A 26,025-nucleotide genomic window follows, 5' to 3' on the forward strand; every position below is an offset into this window, starting at 1 on the left:
CGGATGCTAGGAAAGGCGCTCGCGCAGCCCGAAGACTTCACGGCGCAGCAGGTAGCGTCCCTTGCCGCAGTTGCCGTCCTGGCCGAGGATGAGGGCAATAAACAGCTCATCGTTGATACTCCTTACGATGACCTGTGCCCGCCCGGTATTCACCGCCATTTCTTCCAGCGAGCCGGTCTTGAGGACGTCAGCCATGCGCTTGACCTCCTTGAGCAGGGAGGCATATTCCACCGCCATCAGGTTCAGGTCCATGCCGGAACCGTCCAGCAAGTACTCGTCGATGGCGATGCCGTCGTCTGCCATGATGATAGCTCCGAGCCCACCCTCGACGCTCTCCACAATACTCTTCAGTGTTTCACTGAACGGCACTGTCTCATCCTCCCGATGGTATCGAGCCACCCCTCCAGGACGGCAACTGCGTCGTTCCGCCCCACGGAATCGGCCTTATCATGAACAGCTTCGGCAAGCTCTTCACCAAAAGGCATGGCTGCGGTGAAGGCATTTTCCCGGGCGCGGGCATCGTCTTCATCGATACAGTGCTTAAGGTCGACGATCCGCTGCCGCAGGTCGTCGTTGCCAGGGTTGGCATCAAGAAGGTCCCGGTAGATCTTGAGGGCCTTCTTCAGGAACCCCTGTTTGATGTAAAGCTCCGCGATGGTGGCCGTTGCGAGGGGATCGGAACCGGGTTCGTCCATTGCCCCGTGCTCCTCCACCATCAGCGGTTCACCGCCGAAACCCGCTTCCGCGGTGAACTCTCCGGCAAAGCTCACCTCATCGACATCCTCATCGATGACTTCGTCGGTTAACTCTTCGATAATCTCTGCATCTTCCAGAAGAAATTCATCAGCAAATCCCGCCGAAGCGTCAACCGGAACCTCCCCTGCAGCGGAAAACAGGTCCGTGTCCGTCTCGAAGCTCCGCTCCCGCAGAGCAAGACCGTCAAGGGCAGCCTGGCTTTCCTGATCGCCGGGGTTAAGGACGAGGATTGTCTCTAACGCCTTGCGAGCAAGGGCATTCTCGCCGGTGTCACGGTAAATCCGGCTAAGGAGCTTCTGGGCCGTGAGGTTATCGGGGGTTACCCGAACGACCCGCTCCAGGGCGCCCCTGCTCTCCGTCTGCTCTCCCTTGTCGAAGCAGGCGCGCCCAAGGGCCAGATACCCTCCGACGTAGTCGGGATGGAGTTCTATCCCCTTGCGGGCAGTGTCGATGGCCTCGTCGAGGAGCCCCGCCTTACGGTAGAGTTCCGCCAGAGGGGCAAAGCAGTACGACGCGGGATCACCGTTAAGAATATCCTCGTAGCGTCTGATTTCTGTCCGGAATGATTCGTTCTCCGGTGCCATGGTCACCCTCCGATCCCGCAGACGTCGATCACCTCGGAGAGGTCCCGAAGCCTGACGATGGAGAAGCCGCCGATCCCGTTGTTGAGTACGAAACTGAGCCCCGTGTCCCGGGCCTTCTTGTCCCGCAGGAGAGCTTCGCGATAGGCCTCTGCGGCGAAGACAGGAAGCTCCACCGGCAGTTTCAAGGACTCCAGAAGCGCACGGAGCCGGCCGGTATCGTCGGCAGTGGCCTCACCCCGATGTTCGGCCAGCTTGGCGGCCTGCACCATGCCGATGGCAACCGCTTCGCCGTGGAGGAAGGTTCCGTAGCCCGCAAGGGTTTCGACCGCATGGCCAAGGGTGTGTCCGTAGTTGAGCACCGCCCTCAGCCCCGATTCCCGCTCGTCTTTCTCAACCACCGACGCCTTTATGGCGCAACAGGCCATGATGATCCTGGTGAGGACGTCACGGTCACGGGCAAGGATCGGCGTGATATTCCGCTCCACCTCGGCGAAAAGCTGAGGATCAAGGACGACTCCGTACTTCACCACCTCGGCCATCCCGGCCAAGTACTCCCGCTCGGGAAGCGTCGTGAGGGTCTCCACATCGATGACAACCGCACGGGGCTGGTAGAATGCGCCGATAAGATTCTTGCCCCGGGGATGGTTGATGCCGGTCTTGCCGCCGACGCTGCTGTCCACTTGGGCAAGGAGCGTGGTTGGCACCTGCACGAAGGGGATGCCCCGCAGGTAGGTGGCAGCGGCAAACCCCGCCATATCACCAACCACGCCGCCGCCGAGGGCGACGATGAATGAATCACGGGTGAGCCCGCCGTCGATGAGGGCGTCGTAGATGATGTTCATGGTGGCGCTGGTCTTGAACTCCTCGCCATCGGGAAGCTCCACCCGAAGGGGCGAAAAACCCGCCGCGGCGAGAGAGTCGGCCACCGGGCCATAGTAGAGGGGACCCACCGTGGTATTGGTCACCACCGCGACAATCCTCCCCAGCCCCAACTCCCTGCAGAACGCACCGATCCCCGGGAGGATTCCGCTTCCTCCCCGAATCGTGTAGCTTCTGTCGCCAAGTCCTACCGTCAGCGTTTCCACGCTACCTTCCTTCCAAGTACCCGGTGATTTCAGCGACCACATCTTCCACGCTTTTGCCGGTAGTGTCAATCCTCAACTCCGCATCCGCGTAGAACTGTTCACGTTCCGCCATCATGGCCGCAATCCGCTCGCCCGAACGATCGTCCTTCAGAAGGGGGCGGTCCGTCTCCTCCCGCAGCCGCCTGCATACTTCCTCCACCGTGGCGGTCAGGTTCACCACTACTCCCGCCTCCCGCAAGAGACAACGGTTTTCAGGAGAGATAACCGCTCCGCCGCCGGTGGAAACGACACAGCGTTCTTCCCGGGACACGGATCGCACCGCCTCGGTTTCGAGAGCCCGAAAGTGGGGTTCCCCATGTCGGGCAAAGATCTCGTTAATGGAGACTCCCTCCCCTTCGACGATGAGCGCATCCAGGTCGCAGTAGCGGAAGCCGAGCCGATGGGCCAGAAGTCTGCCAACGCTGCTTTTTCCCGTCCCCATGAAGCCGGTGAGAATGACGTTGCGCACGTTAGAAGGAGCGGAGATAGTCGAGGTAGCCATCGTAGTTGCGCCGTATCTCGGCAAGGGAGTCGCCGCCGAACTTCTCCAGGAACGCGTTGGCAATCTCGATGGCCACCACCGACTCGGCCACCACAGCGGCGGCGGGCACGGCGCAGACATCGGAGCGCTCTACCGTGGCCTCGAAGGGCTCCTTGGTGAGCATATCCACCGAACTGAGAGGTTTGTAGAGGGTCGGGATCGGCTTCATGGCCGCGCGGATGACGATCTCCTCGCCGTTGGTGATCCCCCCCTCGATGCCTCCGGCATTGTTGGTCTTGCGGAAAAATCCCGTGGCTTCACCGTGGGCGATGCGGGAGGAGTCGAAGTAGATCTCGTCATGAACCTGGGAGCCGGGGCGGCGGGCCGTCTCGAAGCCGAGGCCGATCTCCACCCCCTTGATGGCCTGGATGCTCATGACCGCCATGGCGAGGCGGGCGTCGAGTTTGCGATCCCACTGGACGTGGCTGCCGAGTCCCACCGGGGCTCCCGTCACAACCACCTCAACGACCCCGCCCGCCGTGTCGCCTGCATCCTTCACCGAGTCGATAAAAGCCTTCATCCGCGCTTCCGCCTCGGGGTCGTAGGTGGCAAGTTCGGACTTGGCAGCCAGTTCCCGGAGCCGGTCGGAGGAGAGGCCGCGCCGCTCGGCCTTTATCCCCCCGAGTTCCACCACGAAGCCGCTCACCGTGGCACCAAAGGAGGCCAGAAATGCCCGGGCAACGGAGCCCACCGCCACCCGCATGGCAGTCTCCCGGGCGCTGGAACGCTCCAGGATGTTACGGACGTCGCGGTGGTTATACTTCATGGCACCGGAAAGGTCGGCATGGCCGGGACGCGAACGGGTGACGCGGATTTTATCATCCCGGTGGCGCTCGTGGGGCGACATCTTCTCCTGCCAGTTAACCCAGTCGCGGTTCACCACGCAGAGGGTCACAGGGGAACCGATGGTCTCACCCCACCGGACCCCAGAGAGGATCTGGACCTGATCCTTCTCGATCAGCATCCGTCCCCCACGGCCGTAGCCCCCCTGCCGGCGGGCCAGGTCCACGTTGATGGTTTCTTCGGAAATTTTCAGGCCTGCGGGAATTCCCTCGATGATGGCCGTCAGTTGCGGGCCGTGGGATTCACCGGCGGTCAGGTAGCGGAGCATACTCACCTCTTTAGTAAAGAAATGCCAGGGGAGACCCCTGGCATGGTAAAAATTGTCTTTATGGAACCCTTTTCATTACAGAACGATTTTAGGAGTAATGAAGATTAGCAGTTCGTTTTTGATTTTTTGCGTATTGCTCGACTTGAACAGCCAGCCAAGCAATGGGATATCTTTAAAGAACGGGACGCCTTGATCGGCCTGAGAATCATTATCCACGTAAATCCCACCAATCACCGTGGTTTCACCATTTCTTACCAAAAGCTCTGTGGTCGCCTCTTTCTTGTTGATTGCCGGGACAGCACCTATAGGTGCTGGTGCAGCAGAGTTGTTAGTCGCCTTGATCTTCATACTGATGCTTCCATCGGCAGCAATGTGGGGCGTCACTTCCAGCGTCAATGCCGCTTCAACGAATTCTGTTTTCGTCCCTTCAGCAGAGACAGTCGAATAGGGAATAGATTGTCCCTGGGATATTTTGGCTGCTTTGTTGTTCAGGGTCACGACTTTGGGCGATGAAATTATCTTTATCCTCTCTCCCGAAGCCAAAGCGGACAGTTTCAGGTCAAGGGACCCGCCGGAAATGAGTTTCCCGAATGTTATGCCGGCCGCAGCACCAGGACCGAATGTGCCCGCAGCTGGCGCAAGCCCGGTGAGGATTCCACCAAACCCCACGTCAGCATTCGTCACACCAATAGTATTCGCATCACGAGCGTGTATGCCCCATTGAATGCCGAGTTCCTGAGTGACCGTGGAACTCGCCTCAACGATTCTGGCCTCGATCATTACCTGTTTCTCGGGGATGTCGAGACTCTTCAGCAGATTCCTCATCTCCGCCACCACCGGTGCGATATCCTTGACGATGACCCGGTTGGTGCGGGCATCCTGGGAAATCATCCCCCGCTCGCTCTTGAGGGTGTTGAACTGGGTGACCACATCGCCCACTGCGGCATAGTTGACGTCAAAGACCTCGGTCTTGAGTTCCATGCCCTGTTCGCGGGACTTTTTGGCCTTCTGCTCTTCATCGGCAAGGGTCATGATTTTGGATTTGGGACGGATCTGAACGATGTTGCCGTCCCGTTGCATCCCGAGCCCCTTGTTCTCAAGAATCACGTCGAGGGCCTGGTCCCAGGGAACGTTCACCAGTTTCAGGCTGATGGTGCCGGTAACATCGTCACCGACGATGAAGTTCAGATTGCTGACTTCGGCAATAAGCTGGAAGATCTTCCTGATATCGGCATCAGAGAATTCGAGGGTGACCCGGCGCCCCGTGTAGGCCTTTTTCCCGTCCGCGGTTGCCGTCGGTGAAGCAGCCTGTGATTTGACGACCACAGGAACGGACCGTTCAGACTCGGCCGGCTTGGCCGGCTCCGAGGCGACCGGTGTCGCAGTGATATCAACCGGATTCTTCAGGTCGAGGTAGATGATGCCCCCTTCCCTGTGCAACTCATAGGAAGTCTGCCTCCGTAATGTGACCTGCACTTTCACGTCGTGACGCCCCTTTACCTTGACCTGGTAGGGGGTCACCTTCTGGACAACGCTCGCGAAAGCGCTCGTGTCGAGATGCCGCTGCCATTTGCGCGGAAGAATGCAGTTTTTGAGAGTAAGCGTCAGACCTTCGGCGGATTTGACAGGCTTCTCGACGTCGCACGGGGCTGTCGTTTCAATGGCGATGCGGGAGATGGTATCCACCACCTTGAATTCTATAGAATCTATTTCGGGTGCCCCGGCATGCATAGCGGGCTTGGCTTCCGCCTTGGGTGACACGCCCGTCACAAGGGCGGGGGTCGCCTGATCGGGCTCACGAGGCTTCGCCGCGACGGCAGCAGGGGCTGATGACGGAACCACGGCGAGGCCGGCGGCGGTCTTCTCCACCGTGAAGGCAGGAAGGGTGTCACCTGAAGCATCGAGGACAAGACGCACCTTGTCGGGATAGGCGCCGACCCGGACGGTCTCGATCCCAAGGCTGTTGACCGGCACAACCTTTTGGGCCAGGGCCGCTTTGACGCCGAAGACATCGAGCACGAGGCGGTCGGGCTTCGTGAGCCGGAACGTCTTGAAGTCGGCCACCTCGCCCGTGGTCCGGATTTCAAGGGAGTCTTTCCGGGGAGTGATGGCGGTGATGGCATCGGCGATTTTACGTTCTGCAGCTACAGACGTACTAGCGGACTGCGGAGCTACCGGTTCCGGCGCAGCGGCAGGCGCCGGCGGCTCGGCTTTGGCCGGTGCGGCAGAAGCAGGAGCCGGCGGGGGGACAAAGGCCAGACGCATTGTTCCCTTGTCGGTGGGATCCGTGGCAGCCGTCATCTCCGCATCCCGGGCAAGGAAGACCTCTACCCGGGTCATGGCGGCTTCCCCCTCGCCTACACGGGTGGTGGCAATCCGCTTGATGTTTCCGGCGTTGATCTCCATGGGCGCGGAAAAGGCACCCGGTTGCACCTGGGCAAGATCTACGACCGCCTTGGGAGGGTTCGCAGCCATGTAAAAAGTGTACGCGAGGGGACGGTCAGCCGAGATGCTTACCTGGGCATTGTCTCCCTCCCCCGTAACGCGGATGTCCCGGATCACCGGAGCCGAGGGCTGGCTCGTCTCCTTGTCGCCCATAACGGAACCGTTAGTGGCGGCACAGCCGCACAACGCGCCCAACAGGGACAGAAAGGCAAGGTTGCGGGATATTGTGAGTTGGATTCTCATGGGGAGTCTCCTTAGCAGCCTGTTAGTTTTTCTTTGGCAGGGCGAGTTTCACCGTCCGCCGGCTTATTTTGCCGGTGACATCATTCCTGATGCGTTCAGCAACTTCAAGGTATGACGGGGTGATTCTCATTATCACGCCATTGTTGTTGCCCATTTTCATCCCTGCCTTGACCACGTATCCCTTGCCGGCTGGGTCGACGATAAGAGCCTTGTTTTCCTTGAATCCGGCAATGATGCCGGAGACTTTGAACTGCTCCACCGGATAGCCCTGGATGGGGAGTGCGCCGGCGGCGGGAATGGAGCCGCTGGCAGCGGCCGGTTTCTCGGCCTTGGGTTGAATGAACGGCTTGAAGGGATCTTTGCGGCCGGAAAAATCCAGTGACGGAGTAACACTTGTCACGGATTGGGCTGACGAGGCCTGAGCCTGCACGGGAGGCTTGACCGGGTTGGCCGGTTTCGCGGGGGGGACCGGCGGGGGACTCTCTTCGGCCTTTTTGCACCCTCCGCACGCCAGGACCAGTGAGGCCGCTGCGGCAAGGAGGAGCATGCTGGTGCTATTTCTTCTTGTCATCCTTGGTCTCTTTCTTGTCGAGGAAACGGAACGTCGTGGCGAGACAGTTCACTTTGACGCTGGTCTTGCCTCCCGCCTGCTTAATGTCGGCAAAGGAGACATCGGTGATATTGACGATCCTCGGCAGCTTTCCCACGGCGGTGAAGAAATTGGCAACGCTGTGGAAGGTGCCGGAAATGGAGATATCAACCGGCACTTCGGCATAGAAGTCCTTGGAAACTTCAGGTTTCGGCCTAAAGAGAAGGAAGTCGTTACCCGCGCTCTTGCCGACACTGGTGATGCCGGTCAGTAGGGAGGGTATCTCTTTCTGGTTCGGCAGTTCGGTGAGGGCCAGGTCGAGATCTTTCTGAAGTTGCTGATACTCGCGCTTCAGCTTGGGAAGGTTGTTGGCGATCCTCTCCTTTTCCCGCACCTCGTTCTGCAACCCTTCCAGCCGGCCGCGAAGCTCCTTGAGCTCCGTCTGCCGCGGCAGGAAGAGCCCCCAGTAGAGGGCAGCACCTTCAAAAAGCAGGATGGCGACCAGAAGAGCAATCTTCTGTTTCTTGGGAAGCTTCAGCAGTTTTTCGATTCTCGGATCCATGGAGAGTCCTTAACCGGTGGCTATTTCTTCGGCGCGGGCGGCGGCTCTGGGTTCTTGACCGCCTTCAGGGCACAGGTGAGCTCGAACCGCTTGGCCTTCACGCCGCCGACCTCCGTTTGCTCGGACACGACGAGTTCCACGTTCGTGAAATCTTCGGATCTTTGGAGGTTGCGCATGAATGTGGCGATGAGATCCTCGTCGAGGGCAATCCCCCCGATACTGACGCCGGCTCCGCTCTCGGCATACTTGGTGATCCAGAGCTTATCGGGCGTAGCATCGCTCAAGGTCGCGAGTCTGCGGACGGGGCCGGTCTTTCCCTTGCGAAGCTGAGCGAGCACATCGAGCTTCTTCGTGACTTCATCTTTCAGCTTCTTGATGTTTTCCAGCTCGCCGATCTTGACCTTGAGTTGCTGAAGGTCGTTTTCAGCCTTGGAAATCTCTTCCTTGGTGGCTTTGATCTTTGCCTGGGCATAAACATAGAGGCCAAGGCCGGCAACGAGCACGAGAGCCGCCGAGACGCCGAGAATCGCCAGTTGCTGCCTGGCGGTCTCCTTCTTCTTCGACGTTCTGACCGGGAGCAGGTTGATTTTTACCATTTGTCCCCAACCCTCCTTGCGGCCAGCCCCAGGGCAACCGTGACGAGGGGCCCGATCTCTCGGAGATACTCGGGATCGAACTCCTTTTCGCTGCAGGTAATCTTCCTGAAGGGATTGAGCATCTCCACCGGCACGCCGAGCTTGTCCTGGATCGCATCGGCGAGCATGGCGGTTTTAGCCGCGCCGCCGCTCAGGTAAACCTTGCTCACCCTCCCCTCGCCGGCGGTCGTGTTGTAGAAATCCAGGGAGCGGCGCACCTCGATGGAGAGGGTTTCGTTGATTCGCGCCAGTACGCTCCGCAACTTCTCCTGGTCGGGGTGATCACCGGTCAGCTTGACCCGTTCCGCTTCGTCGCTGCTCAAGGCGAACTGTTTCTGAATCTCTTCGGTAAAGAGGTTCCCCCCCATCTGGACGTCGCGGGTGAAGAGCGAAATCCCCCCCCTGACGATATTGAGGTTGAGGATGCTGGCACCGATATTGATGAGGGCCACGACCTCCTCCGCCCCGCTTTCATAGTTGAGCTCAAAGGCGTTCTGCACGGCGAAGGAGTCGACGTCGACAATGACGAGCTTGAACCCGCTCTCCGCGAAGACATTCACGTAGTCGTTGATGATTTCCTTCTTGCTGGCCACGAGGAGCACATTCATGCGGGTGGGATCGTCCTCGTCGGGCTCGAGAGTCTGGAAATCGATATTGACGTCATTGATGTCAAAGGGAATGTACTGCTCGGCCTCCCAACGGATTTGATCCTCCAGTTCTTCGGGGGGCATGGCGGGAAGCTTGATCTTGCGTATGATCACCGTGTTGCCCGAAATGGAGCAGGCAGCTTCCTTGATCTTGACGGAAAGGCTCTTGCCGAGGTTCTTGACCGCATCGACGATGGCCGAGCTGTCCATGAGGGTATTGTCGACGATGGCCTCGGACGGCAGCGGCATCGTGCCGACATTCAGGAGCTGCCAGGCCCCCTTCTGCTCCCGGAGCTGCACGAGCTTCACGGAGCTGGAGCCTATGTCGATGCCGACGAGATCCTTTTTCTTGGAGAAAAACATAGGTGGTTCCCGTTCACAAGGTTAGTCGAGAAAGACCGCTTCCTTCTCGGACAATGAAAAACCAAAGGCAAGAATGATCTTTCTCTTTGTCTCCATCCGGCACTCCTCACCGTGCTCGATCCTGTCGATGGTGGCCGGCGAGACCCCCGCAAGGCGCGCAAGCTCAGCCTTGCTCATGAGCCGTTCTTCTCTGATCTTTCTGACGTTGTTCTTGAATTTCATCGCCCAATCCCGCAAAGCCAGGTAGTTTATGGCGAAATGTACTGAAATTGAAATCAATGTCAAGGAATTAGTTAAAATCGAATGAAGTTGAAATGAATTAAGCAAGATTGATACCGTAAACATTTCAATCGTTCTGGCAACGAAACTCCATGAATTGAAGCAAATGACTGACAATTTCCGTCCACTCCTTGCCGATATTTTGACAACCTGTATTTACTGAGTACGAAAAAGAAAAGCCGGGACCGAGCATCACGAATTGTGATATTTCGGCATCCCGGCTGTCTCAGAGAGACCCTGTAGGCTTTCCGTCCCACCCTCGCGGATGGTTTAGTATTGTCGATATCGGAGCTATTCTGTTTTTTCCAGGAACACTCGCGTATGTGTCCTCTGGATTAACTAATCGGCCTGTACGTCCGTTTCTTGAGGAAAAAATCCTCATTTCGAACTTTTTTTCGGGAGGGCTACCGTACCGAGAGCTTTTAGGGCTACCCCGCGGTACTTGCCGAGCCTGTTGAACTGGTTATCCAGCTTTATCGACTCGGCAAGGTATCCCTTCCCCTCCACATCCCTGCCATGCCGGATAGCATACAACCCTTCCAGGAATAGGGCAAAAACCTTGTCCTTTGTCTCAAGCTCCCGGTGAAGCGCCTCTTCGCCGCGTAAATCACCACGCAGATCGTGAATATAGCCGAGGTAAAGGTAAATTTCCTTGAAAAAGGGAAATGTTACTGCCACATTTTGTCGCAGGTACTGCAATCCCTGGAACGCCGCATCGTATTCCTTCTTGTTGAGCTTCCGTTTCGCATCGAGAAAACGCTTAATGTTTTGAAGCTCCGTCACCCGTGACGGGAAAGGCTTTCCCAATATGCGGTACGTCATCCATCCCACGACGTTATAGGGCCATGTTGCGACAACATAAATCGACGCGGCCCCTAGTATTATGGCAACCAGTACGGCAATCGTCCGCCCAGTTTTTCTTACAGGTTTGCCCATATTCAATACAGTGAATCTTCCCTTACTTTATTTCCAGCTCTGAGACGAAATAAGCCTTGTTCGGAAGTCTGTAGACGGTAGCTTTGACCGCGTCCCCCTTCTTCAGGGAAAATTTCGCCTGATTTGCCGGGGTGCCGTCGACATCACTCTCCTGGCAGATAATATAGAGCTTTTCCCGAAGAATAAAGCTTCCCGCGCCCCGCACCTCCATGACCACCCCTTCGTGAGCCTCCGGAGTCATGAGATCGGTGATATTAACTCCTAGAGAGGAGAGTGTGGGGAACCCCCGGTGAGCGTCCTGCCCAGCCACGGCGAGGTTGACACAGAACACAAGACTTGCCGCAACGACCATCAGGTAACGCATCAGAACACCTCTCGCCATGAAATGGGTATGATACCGGTCACGAAATTGAAAATCTCTTGTATTGGCTTCTGGTTGGCACTCCCATCTCCCCCGCCACCTCCCCCACCTGTGGGAGGCGAATCAGGGATGAGGTTTAACAGATTAATGACCCCGCCGCCGGCTCCGACAAAAGCCGTGGTTCCCGTCGGGCGGACGACCAGTACAGCCTCGGTGGGTATGCCGTTACCGAGACTGTAACGCGAATAGAGGCCATTCAGGTAGCTTACGGCGTAAACCTTTGCGCCACCGCCAATATCGCAGAGGGCGTTATTGGGAAGGAAGGTATCGAACAGTACATACTTGTTGAAGAGGACCGGCGCAGCCAGCGACTTCTCGCCGGCAGCCGCAATGAGCCGGATATACCACCCACTCGTTGACAGGGGCAAGATAGAACTGCTTACCACACCTGTCTGATTGGTCAGGCTGCTTTCCGTAAGAGTAGCAAATACGCTCTGATCGGGGCTGGTGTCCTTCACCCCGTAAAGCCGGTCCACGGCATCCGTCGAACGGGGGTTGTCCCGGTCTCCAGTAGAGAAGTAAACGTAGTTATGCCCCGACTGCAAGGCTATCTCGGGCTGATAGAAGATTTTCCGCCCCGAGCTGCCGTCGGCTCCCGGGTTGGAGGCAAAGAGCTTGCGGATTCCCCAGTTGTCGATGAGGTTGATGTCTTTCTGGGCATCAGTGGGGTCAGTACTGTTGGGCGACTTCCCAATCCGCCACAGATTGCCCCCCAGGTCCCCCACATATATCCGGTCGACAATCCCATTGGAGTCCATGTCCACGGCGGCTACGTTACTGGGAATGGCATAGTTCATTCCATTGCTGGTTGTGTATTTGAAGCTGCTTATCAACTCACCGGTGAGCAGGTTGGCGATGAATACTCCACGCCCCTTGGCGGCAGCGGCGACAGCCTTGGTGTTAGCCTGAGCCGAGTCGAAGCCGGCACCGAAGATAACGGCATCATAGGTGACTGGCACCCCGTTGCTGTCATTTTTCTTCACTTTGGCTATCAGCGGTTCTGACCAGGTCTGGCCGATTTCAGAGAAGCCGGTGGATGAACCGTTGATTCTCCAAAGAAATTGTGGCGACGCGGGATTGGTGACATCAAGGGCGTAGTAGTTGTCGCCTCCGGCCCGCTGCCCGAAGATGATGATCGCCTTGGTGATGACACCGGCCGAGTTCCGCAGTTGGTAGAGCTTTACGGAACCATCGACAAAATACGGGTGAGAGCTTCCCTCTTCAAAGAGCTTCAGGCGGGGAAGCGCGTCGGGAGGCACGAAGCCCCACTCTTCGCTTCCGTTCGCATCATTGATGCAGTGGAGCATCCCGTCGTTGGAGCCGAAGAAAATGTGCCGGTTCGGGTCGGTGGCCGTCGGTCCGTTGTAGTCCACCACCAGCGGCACGGAGTGGAGGATATCACCGAGAATGAAGTCCCGCTTTTCGGTCCAGTTCAGGTTGCCATTGTCATCATAGGCGTCCTGGCCGTGTATGTAGTTGATCAGGTCGTCGCGGGCTGCGGTGGCAGCGTTGGCTGCGTTGCTCTTGGCCGGATTGCCGAGCACGGCGGCCGTCAAGGCGGTGTTGGCGATCGTGAAGGCATTGGAGCTGTCCGTGAGGTTACTGTTGGTCCCGAGGTAGGTGTAGATGTTCCGGGCGGTAGACCGGCTCTTCAGCAGTGACGATACGCTCCAGTACGGAACGGCGGTGTCGAGCATGGCTCCCGATGAATCCGTGGCCTGGTTGCCGGCACTGTCGATGATCTGATTGGAACTGGACAGCCCGTATTTGTGGAGGTCGCCGACCCAGAACTTGGAGTAAGCCAGCGGCTTGAAGAACGCCAGATACATCTTGTCGCCGCTGGAAGTCCGGGTTATGGGAACGACCGGAGCGGTATAGGTCTGAAGCTTTTTGGCGATGTCGTCCAGGGCCATGAGGAGGCTGTGCTCCAACTCCGCGGCGTTGTTAGCGGTAAAGTACAGCCCCCCTCCGTTCTGGGCGGTTCTCTGCAGCAGGGGGCTGTCATGGGCGTAGCCGATGGTGTACGTCGTTACATTCTGGGTTCCCTGCAGGTCGGGACGAAGATCGTGGGTATAGAGATACTTGGCCACATCATCGAGAAACGTCTGGGGGACCGTGTCACTGTATGTATTGTCGGCGACCCAGACGTCGTTATTGAGGGGGTCGGTGGTGGTAGTGCTGTGCATATTGTAGTCACCGTCCTGGTCCCATTTCTGCCCCCGGTTGGCGTCGGTGATTCCCGTCTGCCCGCGGTCGAGAAAATGGCCGATGATGGTTGTGTTGGTATCGTGGGTTGGTTCACCATCGGTGACGATGATGATGAAGGCTTTCTGGCACCAGTTATTAGAATTCCAGGGGCTGTACTGGCCGGTATAGGTGTCCTCGAAATACTTACCGGCATCGGTCAGCGCCTCTGCGAGAGGAGTCCAGGTGGTGGCGTTGATGGCGCTGATCTGGCCATGCATGGCGGTAATGGTGGCGCCAATTTTCGAAATGATGTTGCCACCGTCCTCGGTGTTGAACTTCATGAACCCGAAATCGACGTCATTGTACATCAGATCGACCAGGTTATTGAGCACCCCCTTGGCCGTGCTCAGCTTGCTGGTGGTGGGCAACGCCTCGTAGTTGAGGCGGTTGCCGGTCTTGAGTGCGGTGCTACTGTCGTCGATCCCATCCTGGCCGGCAATGTCAACGCCGCCATCCCGGTTTATCTGATCGGTGAAACTGCCAGTATACACCTGCCACTGGGTTGCCGTGCACTGCCCCTTCTTGTTTCGCGCCGTGCACGTATACTGGTAGACGGTGTCTTTCGTGTATGTTCCGGCATAGGCCGTAGCGTTGTCGTAGGGGACCGGGTCGCCCATGCTGCCGGAGTTGTCCATAATGATCATCACCATCGGCTTCATGGTGGCTCCGGCAGAATATATTTCGGTGTCATCGGCCCTGGCGATGCCGGGGACCGCAGCGAGATGGGCGATGGTTACCGGAACGGAAAGCATCCGCATGATCTTTTTAAAGAGCCTGCTCGTCAACATGGCTGCTACCTCCCCGCGTTTCGTGCGGAAATACAAAGTTCCGACCCGTTTAGGGTGCGAGACTGAATCCCTCAAACTCGACGATCTTTCGTGAAGTCCCGTTCTCGGCACGGGCAACGGTCCGGCTGCGATAGGGTTTCAGCACCAATGCTCCTCCACCGGCTGTGGGCGCCACATACCTGCTGCTGAAACCGCTGCCGACCAGAAGATTTGAGTCGACCCCCATCCCCGTCAGGTTCAGGAAGGTCACCTTCTGGTTCAGGGGTGCCGGCAGTTGGGCCTGCCCCTGCGTCGTGAGGTTGCCTGTGGAGGACGACGCGGGAAAACCGTTGCTCCCCATGTAGACGAATGTCCCCCGCACAAACTGGAGCCCCGCATCGGCAGCCACGAGAGTACGCTTGCTGACGGTGCTGGCCCCCGCTAGCAACGTTTCGACCATGGTAGTATTGAGCATCATGGTCATCATGGCCATGAGAACCGCAGCAAAGGTAATGACCGTCACCAGTGCCATGCCGGTCTGATCTCCCATGCGCATCAAGAACCATTTTTTTCGAGTTCCGCGGATGGCCACTGAACTACCTCCCGTTCTTAGAGCCCGAAGTTTCGGGGGCTGACGGTTACCGAGTACGTACGCCTACGGTATCCGTCGGCCGCCCGCGCTATACCGTTACCAATTGTCGGAGGAGCTGTCGTGGAGTCAGAATCTCTGGCCTGGGATTTCAGGAGAATCTGAAGAGTAACTCTCATGGGGCGGGCCGGATCGACATTCCCCAGATTCACCGCTGAACCGTCATCGTCATAGACCCCGGATATCTGCAGGTCCTCTACGTTTGACGCGATGGGATCCGTTGCCCCGCCCGGCAGGAGATCCTGCCGCATCAACCCCGGGTTGGCAGGGTCCTTACTGACGTAATAGTTGTACGCTCGAGAACCTCTGGTCGACCCGGATGAAATTGCAGTCGAATAACGGATCTGGACAGCATCGGTACCGACACTACACGTTGCATCGTTGGCAAGGGCGTTGTCCGAGGCAGCCAGTCCCGTTGCCTTGCTCACCCCAAACCCGGCCATGCGGATGTCGCGCTCGAGCATATCCATCACCATCTGACCGCTTATCTGCACATCACTTGTGGCGGACTGGACACTCGCCATCTTGTTCTGGACGATGAAAGTTGTCGTGGCCGCCATGATCACCAAAGCGGCAACAAACATGGTGACAAGGAGTTCGACAAGGGTAAATCCACGGCGACCGTTGAGGGATGATTGGCTCATAGCGCCCCTCCTCACCGGGCCCTGACGACTGAAAAATTCATGCCGTGCCTGCCGTTTTTGTCGGTCCACGTAGTGGACATATTAATAAAGGCCAAGTTGCTGGTGAGATTGTTTACCTGCCACTTTGTGTTGTAACTGATGCCGTTGGAAACGGTCGTTATTGGCGTAAGCTGGCTGGCAAGGCTGGCGAAGGGAGTATTCATGAGGGCTTCGATCCGGGACTGGGCCGTTGCGGTGGCGACATACCGGTTATTGCTCCCCAAACTCCCAGACATCCCCGTGAACAGCATCGAAGCCGTCCCCAGCATCACCACGGATAGGATGGCAATGGCAATCAGTGCCTCAAGCAGGGAGAAACCTGCATTGCTTCGAAAAAATGAGCCATTATTCGCAACGGCCTTCATAGTGCCCTCATTTATAGGTGGAGGTTGAACTGTCCCACGAGGAAATTATCGGCCGGCCGGCGGCATTGACCGCGATCCTTCTCCCATCCGCCGGGTTGCGATTATCCCTAAGGTAGAAATTTCCTGTCGATGCAATTCCGCTGGGCTGAATGACCAGTTGGTTGCTGGTGAAGGTCCCTGAATCGGGAGCAGGGGCGTCGGCATTCAGGCTACCGAATGAAACGCCGGTGAAACCGCCCAAATCAATTGTCTTGAGAACCGTCCCGTTCTGGACAATTCGATAACCGTTACCATTGGTCGGGAACTGCTCAAGGGTGCACGGAGCACCGTTGCGCAGGGCGTAGATGCGGGCACTCTGGATATCGCTGAACAGTAGGCGCGTTGCATCCTTGAGCCGATAGAGCGGGAGCTCACGCAGGTACATAACAGTCCCGACCCCGGCAAGGATGCCGATAATCGCAACGGCAACAATCAACTCGATGAGTGAGAATCCTCGGTTGTTGTGTGCTTTGGAAATCATCTCTGATCCTGTCTGTTCTGTGGTCGTTTACCAAGGGAAGCAAGCATAGTGCCAGACGACAAGCCAGACCTTCTTCCTCCAAACCCCTTAATTTTAGCTGAGTTGAACAATACCTAGATTTGAACTTGCCGGGAAAACAAACAAAAGGCTATGCAAATTTTGCATAGCCTTTCCAAACATTTCCCGGGCGCGAAGTGCTAGATTTCCACCCACGCCCCTCCACTCCACTTGTAAAAACCCAGATTAAATTCTTTGGAATTGACCGTTATCACCATGGCACTACCTGCCTGGCTCTGGAGGTAGACGGCGCCCCAATCTCCCGTGATGCCGGCATCGCAGACAAATCGGTTATCCCCGAAGCTTATGCCGTCCTCCGCCTTCGTCCGCCCTTTCAAGGGTCCGCGGCTGCCATAGCCGTACCTGATTCCCTCAGGAAGAGTCAATGTTCTGACAACCGGCTCATCGCCGGTTCCCCATTCGTCATCGGGACCCTTTCCGGAGACAAGCGTTGCCATGCATCTGTCGGGATCGAACAGGATTGCGCATGGTTTGTCCTGGATGCTCAGCAGCTTTGCATCCCGAATGAGGTCCCTTATCTCCCGGGCGACGGATTTGAGCCGGAAGTCACCGTAGAAACTGCTGAGCGCCGGCACCGCAATGGCGCTCATGACGCTGATGATCGCCACCACAAGGATGAGTTCAAGAAGCGTGAAGCCTCTATCACATCCGACGTTCCCGCCATGACATGACATGCGTGCTGGCACCATCCCCGGCACCTCCTCCACGGATAACATTAAAAAAGGCTGCGCAATAATTGCACAGCCCTCGTAAGATTACAACAATTTTATTAATATGTGCCAACATTATTCCATATCATACTCTTTCAGCTTGTAGAGCAACGCACGGTGGCTGATTTCCAGGATCCGGGCCGCGTGGGTGCGGTTGCCGCCGGTCTTTTCGAGGGCGCGGCGTATGAACTCCCGCTCAAGCCGCTCCTCGGCCTTTTTGATGGAGAGATTGTCGTTGTCCGGGCCCACCATAGCCCCCCCCGCGCCACCTCCCCGCAGCCCGTCCGGGAGCGCCCCGGGGCCGACGATATCACCGTCTCCCAGGATGAGGGCCCGTTCAATGCAGTTCTCCAACTCCCGCACGTTGCCGGGCCATGCGTACGCGGAAAGGAGCCGCAGCGCCTCGGGAGACACCCGCGCTCCCGGCCTCCCAAGGGAAGTACCGTGTTTATTAAGAAAATGGCCCACGAGGAGCGGCACGTCCTCCAGCCGCTCCCGCAGGGGAGGAAGGGTGATGCTGAAGACGTTAAGACGGAAGAAGAGGTCCTCGCGGAAGTGCCCCTCGGCCACCTCCCGCTCCAGATCCCGGGATGTGGCCGAGATAACCCGCACGTCGACCTTTGTGGGGCGCTCGGCCCCCACGCGCCGCACCTCCCCCTCCTGAAGGACCCGCAACAGCTTCACCTGGAGCGAGGGGGGCATCTCGCCAATTTCGTCCAGGAAAAGTGTGCCACCGTGGGCCTCCTCGAAGAGCCCGGTCCGGTCGGAGGCGGCGTCGGTGAAGGCGCCCCGCACGTGGCCGAAGAGCTCGGATTCCAGAAGGTGCTCGGGGATGGCGCCGCAGTTTACCGCCACAAAGGGAGCATCCCGGCGGCTCCCGTTGTGGTGAATGGCCCGGGCCACCAGTTCCTTGCCGGTGCCCGATTCGCCCAGGACAAGGACCGAAGTCTTCACGTCGCAGACCTTGCGGATGAGCTCGAAAATCTCCCGCATCCGGGGATTACGGCTCACGATGGCGCCGAAGGAGTACTCCCGGGCAACCTCAGCCCGCAGCCGGCGGTTTTCCGTTTTGAGCCGCTCCCGCTCCTCGGCCTTCTTGAGCACCAGCAGGATCTCGTCGTTTTTGAAGGGCTTGGAAACGTAGTCGTAGGCCCCCTCCTTCATGCACTGGAGCGCCGTATCGATGGTGCCATAGGCGGACATCATGATGATGGTGCCACCTATCCCCGCCTCCTGGGCCCTGCGGAGGAAACCGAGCCCATCCAGGACCGGCATCCGGATATCGCAGATGATAAAGTCATAGGGATGCTCCCCCGCCATGGCGAGGGCCTGCTCACCGTCCGGCGCCTCGTCGGCATGGTAGCCATTCTTGCGGAGCATGGCCCCAAGCATGTGCCGCAGGTTCTCCTCGTCGTCGATGACCAGCACCCGTTGTTTCATTGCTCCATTCCTCTGTCCGTCACGCTCCCTGCGACCGGGAGCCAGATGACAAACGTGGTCCCCTTCCCCACGGAGCTCTCCACGGTGATCCGCCCGTCGAAGGAATCGACGATGCGGGCCGAGATGGCAAGCCCGAGGCCGGTCCCCCTGCCGGGTTCCTTGGTGGTAAAGAACGGGTCGAAAATCCGCCCGAGTCTTTCCGGCGCAATGCCGCAGCCGGTGTCGGCCACCTCGATACGGACACAGGGGACCGGTTCACTCTCGGCGGCGAAGGATGCGTGGAACACGCCGTCGAAATCTTCCTTGCGGCGCCCGCTGACATGGAGAGACGAACTGGTGGTCTGAACGGGGGGGGTGAACCGGCCAGCACTGGTCCTGACGTCAAGTTTGCCGCCATCGGGCATGGCGTCGCGGGCGTTTATGAACAGGTTGATGAGCACCTGCTGGAGCTGGAATGGGTCAACCACGATCGGGGGAAGCTCCCCGGCGACGTCCACGGTCACTGCAATCCCCTTGAAGGCCCCCTGCAGTTCGAGCATCTCCAGGGTCGAGGCCACGAGCACGGCCGCATCGACAGCCTCCGTGGCCCCCTCGGCGGGGCGGGCAAAGTTGAGGAGGTCGCGCACGATCCGGTCGATCCGCTCCGCATCCCGTTCGATGCGGCGCAGGTAGTCGGCTTTTCGGGGGTCATCGGCCACCTCGTCCATGAGAAGCCCCGCATACCCCATGATTGACGTGAGGGGAGTGCCGATCTCGTGGGCGGTACCAGCAGCCAGAAGCCCCACCGACGCCAGTTTTTCGGAACGAAGCGCCTCTTCCCGGGCTTCCTGGAGCTCCCGGTTGGCCTGCTCCAGGGACCGGACATACCGGTCGGCCTCCTCCTGCTTGGCTCGCAATACATCGACCATGCCGTTGAATGATTCAGCCAACTCGGCGATCTCCCGTCCGCCCCCCACCGCGGCCCGATGGCTGTAGTCACCCTGACCGATGCGCTCGGTGGTTGCCAGGAGCCTGCGCACGGGAGCCACGATGAAGCGGGAGAGGAGGAACGAGCCAACCGCCAGGAGCAGGAGAAAATCGAGGACACAGTACGCCAGGAAGAGATGCCGCGACTGGGCCAGGAGCTTCTGCTCTCCCTTTAATGACAGCTCAAGCCGGGCTGCCCCCACGGATCTCCCGTCGCGCACAAGGGGTGCATAACGGCGCAGCGTCCCGCGCCCCCCGGAAAACCGGGCTGACTCGGCACCGGACGCGATGGTTTCGGCGAGCATCCCGTCGCCGAGGGCTTCCGATCCCAGACTGTACAACACCGTGCCGTCGCGTCCTGACACCGTGAGCCCCACGAACTCCCCTTCCCGGGCGAACCGCTGTGCCAGAGTGCTGGCCGGAGACGGCGCCACGGCCGCCGGGTCCCGGGGGACCAGGGCCTTGAAGGACGCGAGGAGAAGCCGCGCCTTGTCGCTTTTCTGCTGCAGGAGGTCGTTCTCGGCAGTCTTGAAGGAGATGAGGCTGAGGAGCACCCAGGTGAGGACCAGGATGAAGGAGAGGGACGAGAGGATCAGGAAGCTGAAGCTGAAGCGAAACTGCTTCACGAAGGCCTCCCTAGCGGGCGCCCAAAGTCAGGTACCAGGTGATGATCGCTTTGCCGAAGAAGATGTAGAGCACGGCCCCCGTCGCCAGGAAAGGTCCGAAGGGAATGGCGAGCTTGGAGTCTTTATTCTGGACGAGCATGAGGGTGACGCCGATCACCGATCCGATGAGAGACGAGGCGAAGATGATGAATGGCACGGAGCGCCAGCCGAGAAACGCCCCCATCATGGCCAGGAGCTTGATGTCGCCTCCCCCCATCCCTTCCTTTTTCGTCAGGAGCTCGTAGAGCCACGCCACGGCCAGAAGGCTTCCCCCGCCGGCCACGATACCGATGAGGGAACTTTTCCAGCCAAGCCACGGGAGCGCGAAGGAGCAGGCAAAGCCCACCACGATCCCCGGCAGGCTGATGACGTCGGGGATGATCTGGTGGTCCAGGTCGATGAAGGTGACGGCCACCAGGGCCGAGCAGAAGACGAAGAGGACCAGGAAGGTGGGAGACGGGCCGAACTTCAGGAAAAGGGCCAGGGAGAGGAGGCCGTTCAGCAACTCCACAAAGGGGTAGCGGGGCGAAATGGGGGCGCCGCAGTCGTGGCACTTCCCCCCCAGGATCAGCCAGCCGAGAATCGGGATGTTGTGCCACGGGCGGATTCCGGCGCCACAGGCAGGGCAGCGGGATGGGGGCGAAACCACCGATTCCCCCGCCGGCAGCCGGTAGATGCAGACGTTGAGGAAGGAGCCGACCGCGGCGCCGAGGAGAAAAGAAAATAGTGCAAAAATCACCACTGGGGACATGAAATGATCCTGTAAGCAATCATGAAAACGGCAGTCATAATAACACGGAGCAACGGAGCAACGGAGATGTCAATGCTTAACCCAATAATTTGCCAGATCTTCTGTATGTGGTTGAAGACTGGAATGTTAAAGGGTTTTCCCTCAGATTTTACTCCGTTGTTCAGTTGCTCCGTGTTTCAGATGCTTTTCCCGCTCAACACCACTTGCCGAAGTTGAGATACGGCGTGGCCGCGTGACCGAGTACCGGGGTGAACTGCTCGGCGGGAGCGGGCTCGCTGAAGAGGAATCCCTGCATGTACCGGCAGTTCAGTGCCCTGAGCACTTCCATCTGCTCCACGGTTTCCACCCCCTCCGCAACCACTCCCAGGTTGAGCCCTTTTGCCATGCTGATGACAGCGCCGGCAATGGCCTCATCGTCCGGGTTGGAGGCGATCTCACGTACGAAGGAACGGTCGATCTTGAGGGTATGGACCGGAAACTTTTTCAGATAGTGAAGCGACGAATAACCAGTGCCGAAATCGTCGATGGAAATCCGGACCCCCATTCTATCCAGCCGCCGGAAGGTTCTGATCGTCTCCTCGGCATCGTCCATGAGGATGCTTTCGGTAACCTCGATGACGAGCCACCCCGGGGCAAGCCCGGTCTCCGCCAGGACCCGCGCCACCGTCTCCGACAGGTCTCCCTGCCGGAGCTGGCGGGGTGAGAGATTTACCGCCACCTGCATGGTGGGATAGCCGGCATCCTGCCATGCCCGGTTCTGCTGGCAGGCGGTTCGCAAGACCCACTCTCCCAAGGGAACGATGAGCCCGGTCTCCTCGGCCAGGGGAATGAAGCGGGACGGAGGAACAAGCCCCATGCTGGGATGCTGCCAGCGGACCAGGGCCTCCATGCAGGCGATCTGGCCATGCTCCACGTTCACCTTGGGCTGATAGTGGAGGACGAATTCGTCCCGCTCCAGCGCCCGCCGCATGTCGTTCTCCAGAGAGAGCCGCTCAAAGGCCCGGGCATTCATCTCAGGGGCAAACAGCTGACAGTTGTTGCGTCCCTGCTCTTTGGCGCGGTACATGGCAACGTCGGCGTTTTTCACCAGGGCATCGCCGGAGCGTCCGTCGTGGGGATAGACGCTGATCCCGATGCTCGTGGTGATGAACAACTCATATCCGTCAATGACGAAGGGTGTTCTGAAGACGTCGATGATCTTCTGGGCCACCGTGAAGGCGTCCTTCACATCCGAGATGGCCGATAGGTTGATGATGAACTCGTCGCCTCCCTGGCGCGCCACCGTGTCCCCCTCGCGGCGACAGCAGTTTCTAAGGCGCTTTGCCACCGCCATAAGGAGCCTGTCTCCCACGGCGTGGCCGAGGGTATCATTGATGAGCTTGAAGCGGTCCAGGTCCAGGAACATGACCGCCAAGGGCCTCTTGTGGCGCTGGGCCAGGGCGAGGGACTGCCGGAGACGGTCATTGAAGAGTCGCCGGTTGGGAAGCCCGGTGAGGGAATCGTAATAGGCCATCTGGCGAATCCGCTCCTCGGCCCGGGAACGCTCCGCCACCTCCTCTTCCAGCATGGCGGCGTGGCGCCTGAGATCTTCCATGAGGCGGAAATTGCGCAGCACCGCCGAGGCAGAGTGGGCATACTGCTGGAGCAGTTGCTCGTCGACCTGGTCGAAGGGTTTGTCCATGCGGAACGCGGCGATACAGGCAGCCACCCTTCCCTCGTCGAAGATGGGCACCAGCAGGGCCGTATTCATCTCCACCACCTGGAAGAGCTCGCAGCTTTCCCGGCAAAAGAGCGAAAGGCGGTCGACCCTGAGGGGGGTTCCGCAGGCGGCCAGAGCCGCGCAGATGTTGCCGTTGCGCAGGGGAACCGTGACCCCTTTCATCATCTGGTTCCAGGCCCCGGAAGCCGCCGTAAAGGTAAGGAGACCGGCCTGGCGATTGATGGCCGTCAGGACACCGGTTTCGGCACGGACGATGTCGCACGCCCCGTCGCAGAGGGCGGTGTCGATGAGATCAGGGGCCCCCATGGTCAGGAGTCTCCTGATCCAGAGGTCGAGCTTGACGAGGCCGTCATTGTAGCGCTTGAGATCTGCCATAAATTACGTACGCCGGGCCTTCACTTCCGTAAGATCCCCCAACAGTCACAAATTTGACAACAAGAGGGTCAGAAAACGAAATGCAAAACACCTTCCACCCCATCGACCGAGGGATAAAAAAACGCCGCTGAGATACCCAACGGCGTGTTTTCAATGATTATTTCAGATTTCGAATCTTGTCGAGACTTGCCAGGAGAACCTCTTTCTTCTGGCTGAACTCCGTCAATTTCTCCCGCTCTTTGGCCACCACGTCTGCGGGGGCCCGCTCAACGAAGGAAGGATTGGCAAGCTTCTTCGCCAGGAACTCGATGTCCTTGTCCAGTTTGCCGATTTCCTTGAGGAGGCGCTTCTCCTCTTCCTCCACGTCCACGAGCCCCCTGAGGGGCACCGCCACCTCCACGTCACCGGCCACCGAGATGGCCGCATCGGCCGGGCGCTCCAGCCCCGTGCCGATGGCAAGGTCAGAGACCCGCGCCAGGCTCATGATGTAGACCTCGTTCTTTTTCAGGAGATCGAGGCTTGCCTCTGAACCGCAGTTGAGGATGGCGGCGATCTCCCGGGACGGGGCTACATCCATCTCTCCCCGGATGTTCCTGATCCCCCGGATCACCTCCATAACCAGCTCCATCTCGGCGGCACCGGCGGCGAAATCCCAGGCGGGGTCCGGTGTCGGCCAGGACGCGGTCATGATGGTGGCCGTGGGACGCCTGCCGGGGAGGGCCTGCCAGATCTCCTCGGTAATGAACGGCATGAAGGGGTGGAGGAGCCGCAACAGATGCTCCAGTACCAGCCAAAGGACGTAGCGGGCCGTCCGCTGGCGGGTTTCGTCACCCCGGTAGAGATCGTCCTTCACCAGCTCGATGTACCAGTCGCAGAACTCGCTCCAGGTGAAGCGGTAGAGGGCCGTGGCAGCGTCATTGTAGCGGTAGGCTTCCAGAGCCTCCTGCACATCGGCCGCGGCAGCGTTGAACCGGTAGAGGATCCAGCGGTCGGCGTTGGAGAACTCCAGACCCGCCGGATCGACGGCGTCGGGATCGAACCCTTCCAGGTTCATGAGGGCGAAGCGGGAGGCGTTCCAGATCTTGTTGGCGAAGTTCCGGTAGCCGGCGATCCGCTCCTCGGCCAGCTTGATGTCGCGCCCCTGGGCCGCGAAGGCCGCCAGGGTGAAGCGGAAGGCGTCGGTGCCGTACTGGTCGATGACCACCAGGGGATCAATGACGTTCCCCTTGGACTTGCTCATCTTCTGCCCCTGGGCGTCGCGGACCAGGGCGTGGATGTAGACGTCGCGGAACGGCACCTCTCCCATGAAGTGGAGTCCCATCATCATCATCCGGGCCACCCAGAAGAAGAGGATGTCGAAGCCGGTCACGAGGCACGAGGTGGGGTAGAAGGTCTTCAGCTCCGACGTCTGGTCGGGCCACCCCAAGGTGGAGAAGGGCCACAGCGCCGAGGAGAACCAGGTGTCCAGCACGTCGGTCTCCTGGCGGATCTCGTCGCTGCCGCACTTGGAGCACTTGGTCGGATCCACCTTGGCCACGGTGGTCTCGCCGCAGTGGTCGCAGTACCAGGCCGGTATCCGGTGTCCCCACCAGATCTGACGGGAGATGCACCAGTCGCGAATGTTCTCCATCCAGTCGTAGTAAGTGTTCTCCCACTGCTGGGGAACGATGCGGGTGCGGCCGTCCTTCACCGCGGCCAGGGCCTCTTCGGCCAGGGGGCCCACCTTCACGTACCACTGGAGCGAGAGGTAGGGCTCAACCACGGTCTTGCAGCGATAGCACCCACCCACGGCCAGGGCGTGGTCGTCGATCTTCTCCAGGAGCCCCTGGGCCTCCAGGTCCTCCACGATCTTCTTCCGGGCAGCGAAGCGGTCCATCCCCTCGTACTGGTGGCCGGCGGCATTGATGACCCCCGACTCGTCAAAGACATTGATCACGTCGAGATTGTGGCGCCGCCCCACCTCGAAGTCGTTGAAGTCGTGGGCCGGCGTTATCTTCACCACGCCGGTGCCGAACTCCCGGTCCACGTAGTCGTCGGCCACCACCGGAATCTGCCTGTTCAGCAGCGGCAGGATGACCGTCTTCCCCACCAGGCCGGCGTAGCGCTCGTCCTCGGGGTGGACCGCCACGGCGGTGTCCCCCAGCATGGTCTCGGGGCGGGTGGTGGCAACCACGACGAAACGGCCCGGTTCATCCGCCACGGGGTAGCGGAGATGCCAGAGGTTTCCCGCCTTCTCCTCGTGCTCCACCTCGATGTCCGAGAGGGCCGTGTGGCAGCGAGGGCACCAGTTGATGAGGCGGTTGTCCCGGTAGATGAGCCCTTCCTCGTAGAGGCGGACAAAGACCTCGCGCACGGCCCGGGAGAGCCCCTCGTCCATGGTGAAGCGCTCCCGCTCCCAGTCGCAGGAGGCACCGAGGCGCTTCAGCTGCCCGATGATCTGCCCGCCGGACTCGGCCTTCCACTTCCAGACCCGCTCGATGAACGCGTCGCGCCCCAGTTCGTGGCGGCTCTTCCCTTCGGCGGCAAGCTGCCGCTCCACCACGTTCTGGGTGGCAATGCCGGCGTGGTCGGTGCCGGGCATCCAGAGGACATTGTGGCCGCTCATCCGCTTCCATCGGCAGAGGACGTCCTGGAGGGTATTGTTGAGGGCATGCCCCATGTGGAGGGCCCCCGTGACGTTGGGAGGAGGGATGACGATGCTGTAGGAAGGCTTGTCGCTCACCGCTTCGGCGCGGAAGTACCCTTCCCGCTCCCACGTCCGGTACCACTTCTCTTCAACGGCCTGGGGTTCGTAGACCTTTGCCAGTTCCTTGTCTGCCATTGGGATAACCTCTTTCATCTGCAAAATGAAAA

Annotated in this window: 24 protein-coding genes and 1 riboswitch; all 24 genes read right to left on the bottom strand. The window is 59.2% G+C overall.

Annotated elements, in window-relative coordinates:
• Nucleotides 1-6: 6 nt before the first annotated feature.
• The 24 genes from KJB29_RS15145 to KJB29_RS15260 all read right to left on the bottom strand — a co-directional run bounded on the left by KJB29_RS15145 (nt 7) and on the right by KJB29_RS15260 (nt 25,993).
• Nucleotides 7-369: a roadblock/LC7 domain-containing protein gene (locus tag KJB29_RS15145; protein WP_215735255.1), complete on the bottom strand. Its 363-nt coding sequence runs from the start codon at nt 367-369 to the stop codon at nt 7-9.
• Complete coding sequence (locus KJB29_RS15150) at nt 348-1,340, bottom strand: tetratricopeptide repeat protein (protein WP_215735256.1); 993 nt, start codon at nt 1,338-1,340, stop codon at nt 348-350. Before KJB29_RS15150 ends, KJB29_RS15145 begins: the two co-directional genes overlap by 22 nt.
• Nucleotides 1,341-1,342: 2 nt before the next feature.
• A complete protein-coding gene (aroB, locus tag KJB29_RS15155) occupies nt 1,343-2,425 on the bottom strand; it encodes a 3-dehydroquinate synthase (protein ID WP_215735257.1) in 1,083 nt (360 codons plus the stop codon).
• 1 nt (nt 2,426) lies between these two features.
• Complete coding sequence (locus tag KJB29_RS15160) at nt 2,427-2,966, bottom strand: shikimate kinase (RefSeq protein WP_215735258.1); 540 nt, start codon at nt 2,964-2,966, stop codon at nt 2,427-2,429.
• On the bottom strand, nt 2,935-4,116 hold the full coding sequence (aroC, locus tag KJB29_RS15165; protein WP_215735259.1) for a chorismate synthase: 1,182 nt from the start codon (nt 4,114-4,116) through the stop codon (nt 2,935-2,937). The genes KJB29_RS15160 and aroC overlap by 32 nt, the downstream gene beginning before the upstream one ends.
• 75 nt (nt 4,117-4,191) lie before the next feature.
• Nucleotides 4,192-6,804 (bottom strand): type IV pilus secretin PilQ, encoded by a 2,613-nt coding sequence (locus KJB29_RS15170; protein WP_215735260.1) that lies wholly within the window; start codon nt 6,802-6,804, stop codon nt 4,192-4,194.
• A 22-nt stretch (nt 6,805-6,826) separates the two neighbouring features.
• Nucleotides 6,827-7,375, bottom strand: coding sequence for a pilus assembly protein PilP (locus KJB29_RS15175; RefSeq protein WP_215735261.1), 549 nt, complete (start codon nt 7,373-7,375; stop codon nt 6,827-6,829).
• Nucleotides 7,359-7,955 carry a type IV pilus inner membrane component PilO gene (locus tag KJB29_RS15180; RefSeq protein ID WP_004514368.1) on the bottom strand — a complete coding sequence of 199 codons (597 nt, stop codon included), beginning with the start codon at nt 7,953-7,955 and terminating at the stop codon, nt 7,359-7,361. Before KJB29_RS15180 ends, KJB29_RS15175 begins: the two co-directional genes overlap by 17 nt.
• Nucleotides 7,956-7,975: 20 nt before the next feature.
• Nucleotides 7,976-8,551, bottom strand: coding sequence for a PilN domain-containing protein (locus KJB29_RS15185; RefSeq protein WP_215735262.1), 576 nt, complete (start codon nt 8,549-8,551; stop codon nt 7,976-7,978).
• Nucleotides 8,545-9,600, bottom strand: coding sequence for a type IV pilus biogenesis protein PilM (gene pilM, locus KJB29_RS15190; RefSeq protein WP_215735263.1), 1,056 nt, complete (start codon nt 9,598-9,600; stop codon nt 8,545-8,547). The genes KJB29_RS15185 and pilM overlap by 7 nt, the downstream gene beginning before the upstream one ends.
• A gap of 21 nt (nt 9,601-9,621) precedes the next feature.
• Nucleotides 9,622-9,822 (bottom strand): helix-turn-helix transcriptional regulator, encoded by a 201-nt coding sequence (locus tag KJB29_RS15195; RefSeq protein WP_004514364.1) that lies wholly within the window; start codon nt 9,820-9,822, stop codon nt 9,622-9,624.
• A 265-nt stretch (nt 9,823-10,087) separates the two neighbouring features.
• A riboswitch (cyclic di-GMP riboswitch) is annotated at nt 10,088-10,164 on the bottom strand.
• A gap of 93 nt (nt 10,165-10,257) precedes the next feature.
• Nucleotides 10,258-10,815, bottom strand: coding sequence for a hypothetical protein (locus tag KJB29_RS15200; RefSeq protein WP_215735292.1), 558 nt, complete (start codon nt 10,813-10,815; stop codon nt 10,258-10,260).
• Between the two features lie 22 nt (nt 10,816-10,837).
• A complete protein-coding gene (locus KJB29_RS15205) occupies nt 10,838-11,179 on the bottom strand; it encodes a hypothetical protein (protein ID WP_215735264.1) in 342 nt (113 codons plus the stop codon).
• The gene (locus KJB29_RS15210; protein ID WP_215735265.1) at nt 11,179-14,271 is read right to left on the bottom strand and encodes a pilus assembly protein; all 3,093 of its coding nucleotides are present in this window, start codon (nt 14,269-14,271) and stop codon (nt 11,179-11,181) included. Before KJB29_RS15210 ends, KJB29_RS15205 begins: the two co-directional genes overlap by 1 nt.
• A 49-nt stretch (nt 14,272-14,320) precedes the next feature.
• Nucleotides 14,321-14,842 (bottom strand): hypothetical protein, encoded by a 522-nt coding sequence (locus tag KJB29_RS15215; RefSeq protein WP_215735266.1) that lies wholly within the window; start codon nt 14,840-14,842, stop codon nt 14,321-14,323.
• A 17-nt stretch (nt 14,843-14,859) separates the two neighbouring features.
• Nucleotides 14,860-15,543, bottom strand: a complete 684-nt coding sequence (locus tag KJB29_RS15220; RefSeq protein WP_215735267.1) for a prepilin-type N-terminal cleavage/methylation domain-containing protein — start codon at nt 15,541-15,543, stop codon at nt 14,860-14,862.
• 11 nt (nt 15,544-15,554) lie between these two features.
• Nucleotides 15,555-15,947, bottom strand: coding sequence for a type IV pilus modification PilV family protein (locus KJB29_RS15225; protein ID WP_215735268.1), 393 nt, complete (start codon nt 15,945-15,947; stop codon nt 15,555-15,557).
• A 7-nt stretch (nt 15,948-15,954) separates the two neighbouring features.
• On the bottom strand, nt 15,955-16,467 hold the full coding sequence (locus tag KJB29_RS15230) for a GspH/FimT family pseudopilin (protein ID WP_215735269.1): 513 nt from the start codon (nt 16,465-16,467) through the stop codon (nt 15,955-15,957).
• 197 nt (nt 16,468-16,664) lie between these two features.
• A complete protein-coding gene (locus KJB29_RS15235) occupies nt 16,665-17,234 on the bottom strand; it encodes a pilus assembly FimT family protein (protein ID WP_215735270.1) in 570 nt (189 codons plus the stop codon).
• 96 nt (nt 17,235-17,330) lie between these two features.
• Complete coding sequence (locus tag KJB29_RS15240) at nt 17,331-18,695, bottom strand: sigma-54-dependent transcriptional regulator (RefSeq protein ID WP_215735271.1); 1,365 nt, start codon at nt 18,693-18,695, stop codon at nt 17,331-17,333.
• Nucleotides 18,692-20,287: a sensor histidine kinase gene (locus KJB29_RS15245; protein ID WP_215735272.1), complete on the bottom strand. Its 1,596-nt coding sequence runs from the start codon at nt 20,285-20,287 to the stop codon at nt 18,692-18,694. Before KJB29_RS15245 ends, KJB29_RS15240 begins: the two co-directional genes overlap by 4 nt.
• A 10-nt stretch (nt 20,288-20,297) precedes the next feature.
• Nucleotides 20,298-21,077, bottom strand: a complete 780-nt coding sequence (locus tag KJB29_RS15250) for a prepilin peptidase (RefSeq protein WP_215735273.1) — start codon at nt 21,075-21,077, stop codon at nt 20,298-20,300.
• Nucleotides 21,078-21,270: 193 nt separating this feature from the next.
• Entirely contained in the window at nt 21,271-23,172 is a 1,902-nt protein-coding gene (locus KJB29_RS15255; RefSeq protein WP_004514440.1) for a bifunctional diguanylate cyclase/phosphodiesterase, read from the bottom strand.
• 157 nt (nt 23,173-23,329) lie between these two features.
• Nucleotides 23,330-25,993 (bottom strand): valine--tRNA ligase, encoded by a 2,664-nt coding sequence (locus KJB29_RS15260; protein ID WP_004514439.1) that lies wholly within the window; start codon nt 25,991-25,993, stop codon nt 23,330-23,332.
• Nucleotides 25,994-26,025 lie beyond the last annotated feature (32 nt).

Origin of the sequence: Geobacter grbiciae, assembly GCF_018531165.1 — a bacterium.
GTDB lineage: Bacteria > Desulfobacterota > Desulfuromonadia > Geobacterales > Geobacteraceae > Geobacter > Geobacter metallireducens.